10 protein-coding genes are annotated in these 14,075 nt (G+C 60.1%); 7 read left to right on the top strand and 3 right to left on the bottom strand.

Annotated features, from left to right (window positions below; genetic code table 11):
• Positions 1-205 precede the first annotated feature (205 nt).
• The 5 genes from RHP74_RS04525 to RHP74_RS04505 all read left to right on the top strand — a co-directional run bounded on the left by RHP74_RS04525 (position 206) and on the right by RHP74_RS04505 (position 5,552).
• A complete protein-coding gene (locus RHP74_RS04525) occupies positions 206-922 on the top strand; it encodes an ABC transporter permease (protein ID WP_145307004.1) in 717 nt (238 codons plus the stop codon).
• A 20-nt stretch (positions 923-942) separates the two neighbouring features.
• Positions 943-1,836: a glycine betaine ABC transporter substrate-binding protein gene (locus RHP74_RS04520; RefSeq protein ID WP_145307006.1), complete on the top strand. Its 894-nt coding sequence runs from the start codon at positions 943-945 to the stop codon at positions 1,834-1,836.
• Positions 1,837-1,848: 12 nt separating this feature from the next.
• Positions 1,849-2,502 carry an ABC transporter permease gene (locus RHP74_RS04515; RefSeq protein ID WP_010463438.1) on the top strand — a complete coding sequence of 218 codons (654 nt, stop codon included), beginning with the start codon at positions 1,849-1,851 and terminating at the stop codon, positions 2,500-2,502.
• Positions 2,499-3,656 (top strand): ABC transporter ATP-binding protein, encoded by a 1,158-nt coding sequence (locus RHP74_RS04510; RefSeq protein ID WP_311098053.1) that lies wholly within the window; start codon positions 2,499-2,501, stop codon positions 3,654-3,656. Before RHP74_RS04515 ends, RHP74_RS04510 begins: the two co-directional genes overlap by 4 nt.
• A 732-nt stretch (positions 3,657-4,388) precedes the next feature.
• Positions 4,389-5,552 (top strand): type III PLP-dependent enzyme, encoded by a 1,164-nt coding sequence (locus RHP74_RS04505; RefSeq protein WP_010463443.1) that lies wholly within the window; start codon positions 4,389-4,391, stop codon positions 5,550-5,552.
• A 75-nt stretch (positions 5,553-5,627) separates the two neighbouring features.
• Here the strand turns inward: RHP74_RS04505 and RHP74_RS04500 are convergent, their stop codons facing one another.
• Both RHP74_RS04500 and RHP74_RS04495 read right to left on the bottom strand, forming a co-directional pair.
• Positions 5,628-6,404, bottom strand: coding sequence for a tetratricopeptide repeat protein (locus RHP74_RS04500; protein ID WP_311098051.1), 777 nt, complete (start codon positions 6,402-6,404; stop codon positions 5,628-5,630).
• Positions 6,401-7,081 carry a Fe2+-dependent dioxygenase gene (locus tag RHP74_RS04495; RefSeq protein ID WP_311098049.1) on the bottom strand — a complete coding sequence of 227 codons (681 nt, stop codon included), beginning with the start codon at positions 7,079-7,081 and terminating at the stop codon, positions 6,401-6,403. The genes RHP74_RS04500 and RHP74_RS04495 overlap by 4 nt, the downstream gene beginning before the upstream one ends.
• A 206-nt stretch (positions 7,082-7,287) precedes the next feature.
• Between RHP74_RS04495 and RHP74_RS04490 the strand changes: the two genes are divergently transcribed.
• The gene (locus RHP74_RS04490; RefSeq protein ID WP_311098047.1) at positions 7,288-9,603 is read left to right on the top strand and encodes a TonB-dependent siderophore receptor; all 2,316 of its coding nucleotides are present in this window, start codon (positions 7,288-7,290) and stop codon (positions 9,601-9,603) included.
• A gap of 231 nt (positions 9,604-9,834) precedes the next feature.
• Positions 9,835-12,363 carry a sulfite reductase flavoprotein subunit alpha gene (locus RHP74_RS04485; RefSeq protein WP_311098045.1) on the top strand — a complete coding sequence of 843 codons (2,529 nt, stop codon included), beginning with the start codon at positions 9,835-9,837 and terminating at the stop codon, positions 12,361-12,363.
• Between the two features lie 131 nt (positions 12,364-12,494).
• On the opposite strand, the gene RHP74_RS04480 is transcribed toward RHP74_RS04485, so the two are convergent.
• Positions 12,495-14,036 (bottom strand): alkaline phosphatase, encoded by a 1,542-nt coding sequence (locus RHP74_RS04480; RefSeq protein WP_102593602.1) that lies wholly within the window; start codon positions 14,034-14,036, stop codon positions 12,495-12,497.
• Between the last annotated feature and the right edge of the window lie 39 nt (positions 14,037-14,075).

The raw sequence follows: 14,075 nt of genomic DNA, 5'->3' as shown, positions 1-14,075 counted from the left end.
CAGACGTCCACTCCCCTGTTACAGCTCTCGTAGCAGGGTTTGAAAAACCTGCAAGTTAGCCTGACGAGGCTGCGCTTATGGCTCGATCTCATGCGGTTGCATCAGCATGAAGAGCTGCTTCTCGCGAACGTTGTTTTTCCCGGCAGCCAGGAATGGCATGCCACACGGGACTGCGTTCGCCGACAAAGAAAAAAGGAGTCCGCCTGTGGCTATTCGCTATGGCAAGGGGCTGATAGGAGGTGCGGTTGTCGTCGCTCTCCTGGCCCTGCTGGTCCATTGGATTGGCATCAACACGATCGAACATTACCGCGACGATTTGTTGTTTTACCTGCAAGCTCACTTGATCCTTGTCCTTGTCTCCATGCTGGCCGCCCTCGTTGTGGGCATCCCCGCCGGTATCTTCCTTAGCCGCCCGAGCATGGTGGGCCGCGCTGAACGCTTAATGCAGATCTTCAACATCGGCAACACCGTGCCGCCTCTTGCCGTACTGGCCATCGCCCTGGGGATCCTCGGCATCGGCAGCGGCCCCGCGATCTTCGCGCTGTTCCTCGCCTCGCTGTTGCCGATTGTGCGCAACACCTATGAAGGCCTGAAAAACGTTCAGGGTTCCCTCAAGGAAGCGGCCGTCGGCATCGGCATGACACCGACGCAAGTGCTGTGGCGGGTCGAACTGCCGAACGCCGTGCCGATCATCATCGGCGGCGTGCGTGTGGCCTTGGCGATCAACGTCGGGACGGCACCGCTGGCGTTCCTGATCGGCGCCAACAGCCTGGGCAGCCTGATTTTCCCTGGCATCGCCCTGAACAATCAGCCGCAACTGCTGCTCGGCGCGGCCTGCACCGCCCTGCTGGCCTTGCTGCTCGACGGCCTGGTGACACTCGCCAGCCGCCTCTGGCTCGAACGCGGCTTGCGCCCGTCTTAAGCCTCGGCAAAGGAAATCTCATGAAAAAAATATGCTTGTTTCTAGGCTGCGCCCTGCTGTTCGCAGGAATCGCCCAAGCCGCAGAAAAACCGGTCATCCGCATCGGCGCCCGGGTGTTCACCGAACAAACCCTGCTGGCGGAAATCACCTCCCAATACCTGCGCACCAAGGGTTACGACACTCAGGTGACCGGCGGTCTGGGCAGCAACCTGGCCCGTAGCGCCCAAGAAAGTGGTCAGCTGGATTTGATGTGGGAATACACCGGCGTCTCGCTGGTGGCTTACAACCACATCACCGAGAAGCTCGACAGTGCGCAGTCCTACGCCAAGGTGAAGGAACTCGACGCGAAAAAAGGCCTGATCTGGCTGACTCCGTCGAAATTCAGCAACACCTACGCCCTGGCCCTGCCGGAAACCACCGCGAAGGCTTACCCGCAGATCAACACCATCAGCGAGCTGAACACGGTGCTGCAGGCTGAGGCCAAGACCAATCATCTGGTGGCGCTGGATACCGAGTTCGCCAACCGTTCCGACGGTCTGGACGGCATGGTCGATCTCTACGGCATGAACCTGTCCCGCAAGAACATTCGGCAGATGGATGCCGGTTTGGTCTACACCGCCCTGCGCAATGGCCAGGTGTTTGCCGGTCTGGTCTACACCACCGACGGTCGCTTGAACGCCTTCAAGCTCAAACTGCTCGAAGACGACAAGCACTACTTCCCGGACTACACCGCCGCGCCTGTGGTGCGTCAGGACTACCTCGACGCCCATCCAAAACTGGCGGAAGAAATAAAGCCGCTGGCTGAACTGTTCGACGACGCCACCATGCGCCAGCTCAACGCGCGGGTCGATGTCGATCACGAAAGCCCTTCATCCGTTGCCGCAGACTTTCTGCGCCAGCATCCCTTGAACTGAGGAGGAAAAGACATGGAATTTCTGAACGCCTTTTCCCATCTCGACTGGCCGCTGGTGCTGCACCTGACCTGGCAGCACATCACCCTGGTCGGCATCGCCGTGACATTGGCGATCCTCGTGGGCGTGCCGTTGGGCGTGCTGATGACGCGCTTCCCGACCCTCGCCGGCCCGCTGCAAGCCAGCGCCACGGTGCTGCTGACCGTGCCGTCGATTGCGCTGTTTGGCCTGTTGCTGCCGTTCTACTCGAAATTCGGCCAGGGCCTCGGTCCGATGCCGGCAATCACGGCGGTGTTTTTGTACTCGCTGCTGCCGATCATGCGTAACACCTACCTGGCGCTGACCGGCGTCGAACCGGGCATTCGCGAAGCCGCTCGCGGCATCGGCATGACCTTCGGCCAGCGCCTGCGCATGGTCGAACTGCCCATCGCCGTGCCGGTGATCCTCGCCGGTGTGCGCACCGCCGTGGTCATGAACATTGGTGTCATGACCATCGCCGCGACCATCGGTGCCGGTGGCCTCGGTGTACTTATTCTCGCTTCAATCAGCCGCAGCGATATGTCGATGCTGATCGTCGGCGCCGTGCTGGTCAGTCTCCTGGCCATCTTCGCCGACCTGCTTCTGCAATGGCTGCAACGCACGCTGACTCCAAAAGGACTGCTCAAATGATCGAACTTCAAAACCTCAGCAAGACCTTCCAAAGCAACGGCAAAGATGTGAAAGCCGTGGACTCGGTAAGCCTGACCGTCAATGAAGGCGAAATCTGCGTATTCCTCGGGCCATCGGGCTGCGGCAAAAGCACCACGCTGAAAATGATCAACCGCTTGATCAAGCCGACCTCGGGCAAGATCCTGATCAACGGCGAAGACACCACCGACCTCGACGCCGTGACCTTGCGCCGTAACATCGGTTATGTGATCCAGCAGATCGGCCTGTTCCCGAACATGACCATCGAGGAAAACATCACCATCGTTCCGCGCCTGTTGGGCTGGGACAAACAGAAATGCCACGACCGCGCCCGCGAGTTGATGAGCATGATCAAGCTGGAACCCAAGCAGTACCTGAATCGCTACCCGCGTGAATTGTCCGGTGGCCAACAGCAACGGATCGGTGTGATTCGGGCACTGGCGGCCGACGCGCCGTTGTTGCTGATGGACGAACCCTTCGGCGCGGTCGACCCGATCAATCGCGAGATGATCCAGAACGAGTTCTTCGAGATGCAACGGGCGCTGAACAAGACTGTGATCATGGTCAGCCACGACATCGACGAAGCCATCAAGCTGGGCGACAAGATTGCAATCTTCCGCGCTGGCAAGCTGCTGCAGATCGATCACCCGGACACGCTGCTGGCGCACCCGGCGGATGACTTTGTCAGCAACTTCGTCGGCCAGGACAGCACCCTCAAGCGTCTGTTGCTGGTGAAAGCCGAAGACGCGGCAGATAACGCACCGTCGGTGAGTCCGGAAACCCCAGTGGCCGATGCCCTGGAGTTGATGGACGAACTGGACCGTCGCTATGTCGTGGTCACCTGTGCTGACAACAAGGCGCTGGGTTATGTACGACGTCGCGACCTGCACCGTCAGACAGGGACTTGCGCGCAGTACTTGCGTGAGTTCAACGCCACGGCGGCGTTTGACGAGCATTTGCGCATCCTGCTGTCGCGCATGTACGAGTTCAACCGCTCGTGGTTGCCGGTGATGGATGCGGAGCGGGTGTTCCTGGGGGAAGTGACTCAGGAATCGATTGCCGAGTACCTGAGTTCCGGCAAGTCCCGTGGGGGCAAGACCAGTATCGTTTCGCCTGCCGAGACTGCTGTAGCCTGATCTGACGCCTTCGCGGGCAAGCCTCGCTCCTACAGGTGCGGTGTCGTACGCAACATCACGACATACCGAAAACCTGTAGGAGCGAGGCTGATCTGGCGAATGGGCCACCACAAATCCCTCTGAAACAACTCAAATGTCCCTCCAACGGGAACATCACACTGTCATGCAGGTCGGTTACATCAGTAGCTATCCAGGACCGCACGACGGAAGCGTGCAAAAACGCGACATTTTTTGTTGATCTCAAGCCCCTCACGCCCTAAAGTTCGCGCCGAACGTCCATGCTGGAAACGATCCATCCGGCTCAAGTACTGACGACGAGACAGCAAGGCCAAGGGAAAGCACCGCCTCCCGTGGCCTTTTTGCTTTCGGCGACATGCCTTGGGAAGTAGGCGAACCAAAGTGGGGATACGGAGGACGTTCAGGAGGGTGTGTCATCAATGAAATCACGAGTGCGCCGGAGCCTGCTTTTGCGCAGGGCAAGGCGCGAGGCCCGCGGTTTGGTTGTTCCAAATAAGGGACGAGCAACGCAGCCCTGCGCAAAAGCAGGCCCGGCCCTTCGGGTTGTGCCTGAGCGCGCGCCATGCTGCGTTGCAGGCCTTGCGAAGGGAATGACCATTAGCGGCGGCCTGCGCCTTGCCTGGCACGCGCTCAGGCGCAACGCACTCGCGATTTCATTGATGACACACCCTCGCACCCATTGTTAATTACAGTTTGCCAGTAGGAGTTCCCAGCATGTCGATCAACGTCGAAGACTATTTCGCGCGCGATACCTTCAACAAAATGAAGGCGTTTGCCGACAAACAAGAAACCCCGTTCGTGGTGATCGACACCGCGATGATCAGCCAGGCCTATGACGACCTGCGCGCCGGTTTCGAATTCGCCAAGGTCTACTACGCGGTCAAGGCCAACCCAGCCGTCGAAATCATCGACCTGCTCAAAGAGAAAGGCTCGAACTTCGACATCGCGTCGATCTACGAGCTCGACAAAGTGATGAACCAGGGCGTTGGCCCGGATCGCATCAGCTACGGCAACACCATCAAGAAATCCAAGGACATCCGCTACTTCTATGACAAGGGCGTGCGTCTGTATGCCACCGACTCCGAAGCAGACCTGCGCAACATTGCCAAGGCTGCGCCGGGTTCGAAAGTCTACGTGCGCATCCTCACCGAAGGCTCGACCACGGCTGACTGGCCTTTGTCGCGCAAATTCGGCTGCCAGACCGACATGGCCATGGACCTGCTGATCCTCGCCCGCGACCTGGGCCTGGTGCCTTACGGCATCTCGTTCCACGTCGGTTCACAACAGCGCGACATCAGCGTCTGGGACGCGGCGATCGCCAAGGTCAAAGTGATCTTCGAACGCCTGAAAGAAGAAGACGGCATCCACCTCAAGCTGATCAACATGGGCGGCGGCTTCCCGGCCAACTACATCACTCGCACCAACAGCCTGGAAACCTACGCCGAAGAAATCATCCGTTTCCTCAAGGAAGACTTCGGTGATGACCTGCCGGAAATCATCCTGGAGCCAGGCCGTTCGTTGATCGCCAACGCCGGCATCCTGGTCAGTGAAGTAGTGCTGGTGGCGCGTAAATCCCGTACCGCCGTCGAGCGTTGGGTTTATACGGATGTGGGCAAGTTCTCCGGCCTGATCGAAACCATGGACGAAGCGATCAAGTTCCCGATCTGGACCGAGAAGAAAGGCGAGATGGAAGAAGTGGTCATCGCCGGCCCAACCTGCGACAGCGCCGACATCATGTATGAGAACTACAAGTACGGTCTGCCGCTGAACCTGGCCATCGGTGATCGTCTGTACTGGCTGTCGACCGGTGCCTACACCACCAGTTACAGCGCGGTTGAATTCAATGGCTTTCCGCCGTTGAAATCGTTTTACCTGTAAGCGCTAAAGCGACAATCAAAAAGCCCATGACATGTCATGGGCTTTTTTGTATCTGAAAACTTCTCCCCCGGCACTCTACAGCGCTTGCAGGGGGACGAGCTCCCGCTCAAGGTCGGCGCAGCGCTGAGCGTAATCGGTAGCCAATTCGCGAACTTGCCCGTTCTGCGCAGTCAACAACGTCTGACTCGCCACCCGCAGGAAATTTATATTTCCGCCGTCCAGCGCCTTGCGTAACCAACCCAGCGCTTCTTCGATATGCCCCTCGTCGGCCAGCACAGCGGCATGACTGAACTGCCCACGAAAATCACCACCGACCGCCGAGCGTCGATACCACTCACGCGCAGCTTGCGGATCCGCCGGGCAAACCCGTCCTTCTTCCAGATAACGACCGAACAGGTTCATCGACTTCGCATGGCCCAGTTCTGCGGCGCGACGATAAAGACTCAGCGCTTGCACCTGATCCTCCATCACACCTCGCCCGGTCGCCAGCAGATTGGCGTAGTTGTACATCGCCCAATCCAGCCCGGCGTCGGCGGCGATTCGATAATGCTGCGCGGCAACCGAAGCGTCCGCCGCACACCCCCAGCCATGTTCATGACAACGACCGAGCATGTTGCGCGCCATCAGATGCCCGCGCCGGGCGGTAATCCCGAACCAGCGCACGGCCAGCGGCTGGTCCTGCCCGATGCCATTCCCGTCCAGCAGAATCTGCCCGAGCAAGGCTTGAGCATCGAGAATGTTTTCACGGGCAGCGATCAGAATCGCCTGGGCTGCACGAGCGGGGCTTTCTTCCAGCATGGCTTTGAGCGAATCACCGTCGAGGACTTCCTCGCGGCGCAATTGGAAACTCATACGTCGACCCAACGACGCAACAGGTTGTGATATATGCCCGTGAGGCGGATCAACGACGGGTGATCGGGCATGTCCTGAGTCAATTGCTGGATCGCCCCGTCCATCTCGAACAGCAACGCGCGCTGACTGTCTTCGCGCACCAGGCTTTGGGTCCAGAAGAACGACGCATAGCGGGTGCCGCGGGTGACGGCGTTGACCTTGTGCAGACTGGTGCCGGGATACAAAACCATGTCGCCGGCCGGCAATTTCACGCGCTGGGTGCCGAAGGTGTCCTGGATTTCCAGTTCGCCGCCGTCATAGTCCTCCGGTTCGCTGAAAAACAGCGTCGCCGACAGGTCGGTGCGAACCCGCTCGATACCGCCCTTGGGCTGACGCACGGCGTTGTCGATATGGAAGTCGAAACTGCCGCCCGCCGTGTAACAGTTCAGCAACGGAGGAAACACTTTGTGCGGTAAAGCCGCGGACATGAACAGCGGATTTTTCCACAGCCGCTCAAGCATCGCCGCCCCCACTTCCTTGGCCAGAGGATGACCTTCAGGCAGCTGCAGGTTGTGCTTGGCTTTGGCCGACTGGTAGCCGGCGGTGATTTTGCCATCGGCCCAATTCGCCTGCTCCAGAGCCTCGCGGATGCGCTGCACTTCTTCTTTCGCGAACACGCCGGGAATGTGCAGCAGCATGGGAGGACACCTGGAGGTAAAGAGGCGGCAATGGTATTGATTCTTATTGACTGTGTAAAACCCCCACGACGAACGAATCATCAAAAACCGTAAGGTCAAATTGTAAAGAATGTAAATTCCTCGCGAATAGTAACGTTTCGCAATTGATACAAATACGCGTCTACCCTATATTCCGCGGCCTCAAATCCTTGGGGAGGGGAATTCACATGTCACGCCAACACTCACATTTACCGGTCAGTTCACCGCGCTTGCTCGCGTCTGCAATTGGCGTGGCGATCACGGCCGGTTCTGCCGGCCACATGGTTTTCGCAGCCGAAAAGGCCGACGAAAAAGCGCCGGGCAATGCGATTTCCCTGGGGGCGACCTCCATCACTGGCGATGCCCAGGATGCGACTTCCTACAACGTTGAAAAAGCCTCCTCGCCCAAGTACACCGCACCGCTGGTGGACACACCGCGCTCGGTCACCGTCATCCCGCAGCAAGTGCTCAAGGACACCGGCGCCCTCAATATGCAGGATGCGCTGCGCACCGTTCCGGGCATCACCTTTGGTGCCGGTGAAGGTGGAAACCCACAAGGCGATCGTCCGTTCATTCGTGGTTTCGACGCTCAGGGCGACACCTATCTGGACGGTGTGCGTGACACCGGTTCGCAGAGCCGCGAGATCTTCGCCGTAGAATCCATCGAAGTCAGCAAAGGTCCGAACTCGGCCATTGGCGGCCGTGGCGCGGCGGGCGGCAGCATTAACCTGGTGAGCAAAAAGGCCCACTTGGGCGACTCGTTCGACGGTGGTTTTACCTGGGGTTCGGACCAGACCCAGCGTTACACCCTGGACGGCAACTACCAGTTCACCGACACCGCCGCTGGCCGTCTGAACCTGATGAGCCACGAAAGCAATGTCGCCGGCCGTGACAGCGTCGACTACGACCGCTGGGGCATCGCCCCGTCGCTGGCATTCGGCCTGGGCACCGACACCCGGGTCAACCTCGATTACTACCATCTGGAAAGCAACGACACGCCAGACTCGGGCATTCCGTACACCATCCCTGTCGCAGGTTCCGCCGCCCGCACCAAGTCGAATCCGGACAAGCCGTTCGCCGGCGGCGATCACAGCAACTTCTACGGGCTGGATCGCGATTTCCGCAAGGGCCGCACCGACACGGCAACCTTTGCCATCGAGCACGACCTGAGCGATGCGCTGACCGTCAAGAACACCCTGCGCCACGGCAGCAGCATGCAGGATTACATCCTGACCCAGCCGGACGACAGCAAGGGCAACGTGAACAACGGCAGCGTCTGGCGCCGGGCCAACACCCGCGTGAGCAACACCGAGACCACCACGAACCAGACCGATCTGTTTGGTGACGTCTACATTGCGGGCTTCAAAAACAGCTTCGCCACCGGCATCGAGCTGAGCCGCGAGGAAAGCCAGAAATCCTCGTACAACGTCAACGTCGACACCACCCCTCGAACCGCGGCGTCGACCACCAACTGCTCGCCGGCACTGATCGGCGCGCCAAGCGGCTACAACTGCACCTCGCTGGCCAACCCGAACCCGAACGACCCATGGAACGGTGCGATCTCGCGGAACTACGCCGGCACTGATACCGAGTCCGATACCTACGCGCTGTATGTGTTCGACACCCTCGAGTTGTCCGAGCAATGGCTGGTGAACATGGGCCTGCGTTACGACCATTTCGACACCAAATACAAAACCTACAACGCGTCCAGCGTGACCACGTCCAAAGGGGATGACGTCAGCGAGTTCGTGACCGGCCAGTTCGGCGTGGTTTACAAACCGGCCGAAAACGGCAGCATCTACGCGTCCTACGCCACCTCCGCCACGCCACCGGGCAACACGCTGGGCGAAGGTCAGGAAGGCAACCCGTTGGGCGGCACTCCGGATCGCAACGGCAATCTGCTGAGCAGCGACATGGAGCCGGAAACCACCAAGAACTACGAAATCGGCACCAAGTGGGACTTGCTGAACGATCGCCTGTCGTTGACCGCCGATATCTTCCGCACCGAGAAAGACAACGCCCGCGTCCAGGTCGACACCACGTCCTATGAAAACGCCGGTAAAACCCGCGTCCAGGGCATCGAATTGTCGGCCAGCGGCAAGATCACCGAAAAATGGCAGGTCTTCGCCGGTTACGCCTACATGAACAGCGAACAAGTCGATGGCGGCCCGCTGGGTAAAGCCAACGATGGCAACGAACTGCCGAACACCCCGAAAAACAGTGCCAGCCTGTGGACGACCTATCAGGTCACGCCGAAGCTGACCATCGGTGGTGGTGCGTTCTATGTCGACGACGTCTTCGGCAGCGTGGCCAACACCACCATGGTCGAGTCCTATGTTCGTTACGACGCAATGGCTGCCTACAAGTTGAGCAAAAACGTCGACCTGCAACTGAACGTGCAGAACCTGACCGACGAAACCTACTACGACAAAGCCTTCTCGACCCACTTCGCCAACCAGGCGGCGGGCCGCACGGCATTGCTGAGCACCAACTTCCACTTCTGATCAATGTGAGAGCGAGCCTGCTCGCGAATGGATGGTTGCCGCACCTCATCTGTGGCGACGGCTACAGCCTTCGCGAGCAGGCTCGCTCCCACATAAAGCAGCCGGCGATATAAGGTCAGGCCCCGTTCATCTGCATGAACGGGGCTTTTGTACGTAAAAAAGAATGTTTCTCAGCAACCCACGGCATAATGCGCGCCGTGATGATTATTTCGAACGAACAAGGCGAGCGACGTGTTGAAGAAAACCCTGTTCCAGTTGCACTGGTTTTTCGGCATCAGTGCCGGGCTGGTCCTGGCCCTGATGGGCATCACCGGGGCGATGGTGTCGTTTGAGGATGAGATCCTCAGCGTGCTCAATCCTTCTGTGTTGCAGGTCGAGAAGCAGGTTGCCGGCGTCCTGCCGCCCGCCGAACTGGTGGAAAAAATCGAGGGCGCCTCCGGCAAGAAAGTCGCGATGCTCTGGGTCGAGACCGACAGCGGCAACGCCGCGCGGGTGAGTTTCACCCCGCCACCGGGCGAACGCCGGGGCGAGATGCGCTACTTCGATCCGTACACCGCCCAGTTCATGGGTGAAGCCACCGGTCAGGACTTCTTCGGCCTGATGCTGCAACTGCACCGCTTTCTCGCCATGGGCGATACCGGGCGGCAGATCACCGGGGCCTGCACGCTGATCCTGGTATTTTTCTGCCTGTCCGGCCTGTACCTGCGCTGGCCGCGCCAATGGAAAAACTGGCGCGCCTGGCTGACCCTCGACTGGAAGAAAAAGGGCCGCAGTTTCAACTGGGACCTGCACTCGGTGGCCGGCACCTGGTGCCTGGTGTTTTACCTCCTGTCAGCGCTGACCGGGTTGTCCTGGTCCTATGAGTGGTACAACAAGGGCTTGACCCAATTGCTGTCCGACTCTCCGCAGAACGAGCGCGTTCGCGGCGGTCGAGGTCCTGCCCCAAGCGGCCCGGCGCCCACCGCCGATTACGCCGCCATGTGGAGCAGCATCTACAGCGCCGCAGGTCCGGCACTCAGTGCCTACAACATCCGCATGCCGCCCGTGGCCGGCCAACCGGCGACGGTCTTCTACCTGTTGAACTCCTCGCCCCATGACCGTGCGCTGAACCAGATCAGCCTCGATCCGGCCACCGGCCTCGTCAAACGGCATGACCGTTACAGCGACAAGAGCCTCAAGGCACAACTGCTGACCAGCATTTACGCGCTGCACGTGGGCAGTTACTTCGGCATCGTCGGGCGGATCATCCTGACCCTCACCGCGCTGACCATGCCGCTGTTCTTTGTCACTGGCTGGTTGTTGTACCTGGACCGTCGCCGCAAGAAAAAGCAGATCAAGGACGCCCGCAAAAACTTCGCGCAAACGGGCAACAATGCGCCAGCCTGGTTGATCGGCTTCGCCAGCCAAAGCGGCTTTGCCGAGCAACTGGCGTGGCAGACTGCCGGGCAATTGCAGGCGGCCGGCCTGCCGGTAAAAGTCCAACCCTTGGCGAATGTCAGCGAACAGGACTTGCGTGAATCCAGCAATGCGCTGTTCGTGGTCAGCACCTTCGGCGACGGCGAAGCGCCGGACAGCGCCCGCGGCTTCGAACGCAAGGTGCTGGGCCAGGCGTCGAACCTGAAAAGCCTGAACTACGCGGTATTGGGTCTCGGTGATCGCCAATATCAACACTTCTGCGGCTTCGCCCGACGCTTGCACACCTGGCTTGGCGAGCATGGCGGCAAGACGTTGTTCGCCCCAGTGGAAGTCGACAGCGGCGACCCTTACGCCTTGCGTCACTGGCAGCAGCAACTCGGCCTGTTGACCGGGCAAGCACCGGTCGACACCTGGCAGGCGCCGAGCTACGACAACTGGACCCTGACCCGCCGCGAGTTGATGAACCCGGACAGCAGCGGTTCACCGGTGTACTTGCTGGGCCTCACCGCACCGACCACCAGCAGTTGGCTGGCGGGGGATCTGGTGGAAGTCCTGCCCCGCAATTGCCCGTGGGCAATCGAGCATTTCCTTGATGGCCTGGGTATTGAAGGCCGGGCGATGGTGACCTTCAATGGCTTGTCGCAACCGCTGGAGCACGCCCTCGCCAGCCGACAACTGCCGGAAAACAGAACCCATCTGGTCGGCCTGCACGCTCAGGCACTGGTCGATGCGCTGGTGCCGTTGGCCATGCGCGAATACTCCATTGCTTCGATTGCGGCTGACGGCATTCTGGAACTGATCGTGCGCCAGGAAATGCACACCGATGGCAGCCTGGGCATCGGCTCCGGCTGGCTGACCGAACACGCTCCCGTGGGGGGCACCATCAGCCTGCGAGTGCGGCGCAACAGCGGGTTCCACCTGCCGACCGAGCCGGTGCCGATGATCCTGCTGGGCAACGGCACCGGGCTGGCTGGACTGCGCAGTTTGCTCAAGGCACGCATTGCCGATGGGCAGCAACGGCATTGGCTGCTGTTCGGTGAGCGTCATCGGGAATACGACTATCTGTGCCGCGATGAGCTTGAGGAATGGCTGACTTCAGGCGATCTGGAGCGACTGGACCTGGCGTTCTCGCGGGATCAGGCCGAGAAGATTTATGTGCAGGATCGGCTGCGTGAGTCGGCCGATCTATTGAAGCAATGGCTGGCTGACGGCGCCGTGATTTACATCTGCGGGAGCTTGCAGGGGATGGCTTCAGGCGTGGATCACGTACTCAACGAAGTGCTCGGGATTGCAGAAGTCGACCGCCTCATCGAGCAGGGCCGCTACCGCCGCGACGTCTACTGAACCACCACAATCCCTGTGGGAGCGAACCTGCTCGCGAAAGCGGTGGGTCAGACAACGACGCTGTTGAATGTGAAACCGCATTCGCGAGCAGGCTCGCTCCCACATTGGTTGTGTGTTGTTGGTGGAAACGGTCAGGCTGGCTGAAGCTTGCGCTCAAACACCGCCACCCCATCCAGATCCCGCAACACCACACTCATCTCCCCCGTCTGCCCATCGATATTCACCTCGCCAAAAAACTGGAACCCGGCAAACGGCGAGGTGTTCTGCGCCGGTGGTGCTTTCTCGAAAACCACCTCGGGCCCGAAGGTCTTGTCCAGCGGATTGGGTCCGAAGCTCCCGGCATTCAACGGCCCGGCCACAAATTCCCAGAACGGTTCGAAGTCCTGGAATGCGGCGCGGTCCGGGTGGTAATGGTGGGCTGCGCAGTAATGCACATCGGCCGTCAGGAACACGTAATTGCGCACCTGCTGCGCCCGTAAAAAGCCCAAGAGTTCAGCGATTTCCAGCTCACGTCCCTGGGCCGGTCCTGGATCACCGTTGGCCACTGCTTCCCAGCGCGCGACACCGGGGCTGACTTCTCCGTCGGGGACGCCGAGGCCGATCGGCATGTCGGCGGCGATGACCTTCCATTGAGCACTGGAGGCTTTTAACGAAGCCTTGAGCCAGTCGAGTTGCTCACGACCGAGAAACGGTTTGGCAGTGCCGAGGTTGTCGTCATTGGCTTCGCGATAGCTGCGCATGTCCAGCACGAACACATCCAGCATCGGCCCGTAGCCGAGCTTGCGATAAATCCGCCCGCCGCCATCAGCGCTCTGCAAACGCATGGGCGCATATTCGAGCCAGGCCTGGCGGGCGCGACCGACCAGGCTGTGGATATCTTTGCTCTTGTAGCGCTCATCCAATTGCTTGCCCGGTGACCAGTTATTCACCACTTCGTGGTCATCCCACTGCCAGATCTGCGGGACTTCGGCGTTGAAGCGACGGATGTTCTCGTCCATCAGGTTGTAGCGGTAGTTGCCGCGATAATCGTCGAGTGTCTCGGCGACCTTGCTCTTGGCTTCGCTGGTGATATTGCGCCACACCCGGCCGCTTTCGGTGGCCAGTTGCGCCGGCACCGGGCCGTCAGCGTAGATGGTGTCGCCGCTGTGGATAAAGAAGTCGGGCAGGCGCAGACGCATGGCTTCGTAGATGCGCATGCCGCCAATGTCCGGATTGATGCCGAAGCCTTGGCCAACGGTGTCGCCGCTCCAGACAAAACGGAGGTCGCGCCGGGTTTGCGGCACGCTGCGCAAATGACCGAACCAGGGTTCACTGGTGACACCGCTTTGGGCGTCTTCGAAATACACGCGATAGAAAATCGCCTGATCGGCCGGCAGCCCCGTGAGCTCGACCCGTGCGGTGAAATCGCTGCGCGCATCGGCCAATGGCGAGACGAATCGGCGTGGGTTGCCAAACAGGCTGCGGGTGTCCCATTCGACCACCATCCGCGCCGGTCGGTCGCTGCGGCTCCAGATCATCGCCCGGTCGCCCATCAGATCGCCGGACTGCACGCCATCGGTGAGCTGCGGACGGTCCTTGACCGAGGCGATGACGGCCGGCGCCAGCCCTGGAAGCAATAGCCCGGCGCCGACGGCTTGCATGACACGGCGACGGCCGAGGTCGAATTCGCTCATGGTGTTCTCCCTGAAAAGGAAAACTAAAACACGTGCGCA

It is taken from the genome of Pseudomonas sp. SG20052 (assembly GCF_031766055.1).
GTDB lineage: Bacteria > Pseudomonadota > Gammaproteobacteria > Pseudomonadales > Pseudomonadaceae > Aquipseudomonas > Aquipseudomonas mandelii.
The sequence above is the reverse complement of the archived record's forward strand: the minus strand, read 5'-3'. Positions and strand labels throughout refer to the sequence as shown.

Bases quoted from the DNA above. Each gene is read 5' to 3' on its own strand.
- RHP74_RS04520 (WP_145307006.1), top strand. From the start codon at position 943: ATGAAAAAAATATGCTTGTTTCTAGGCTGCGCCCTGCTGTTCGCAGGA.
- RHP74_RS04515 (WP_010463438.1), top strand. From the start codon at position 1,849: ATGGAATTTCTGAACGCCTTTTCCCATCTCGACTGGCCGCTGGTGCTG.
- RHP74_RS04510 (WP_311098053.1), top strand. From the start codon at position 2,499: ATGATCGAACTTCAAAACCTCAGCAAGACCTTCCAAAGCAACGGCAAA.
- RHP74_RS04505 (WP_010463443.1), top strand. From the start codon at position 4,389: ATGTCGATCAACGTCGAAGACTATTTCGCGCGCGATACCTTCAACAAA.
- RHP74_RS04500 (WP_311098051.1), bottom strand. From the start codon at position 6,404: ATGAGTTTCCAATTGCGCCGCGAGGAAGTCCTCGACGGTGATTCGCTC.
- RHP74_RS04495 (WP_311098049.1), bottom strand. From the start codon at position 7,081: ATGCTGCTGCACATTCCCGGCGTGTTCGCGAAAGAAGAAGTGCAGCGC.
- RHP74_RS04490 (WP_311098047.1), top strand. From the start codon at position 7,288: ATGTCACGCCAACACTCACATTTACCGGTCAGTTCACCGCGCTTGCTC.
- RHP74_RS04480 (WP_102593602.1), bottom strand. From the start codon at position 14,036: ATGAGCGAATTCGACCTCGGCCGTCGCCGTGTCATGCAAGCCGTCGGC.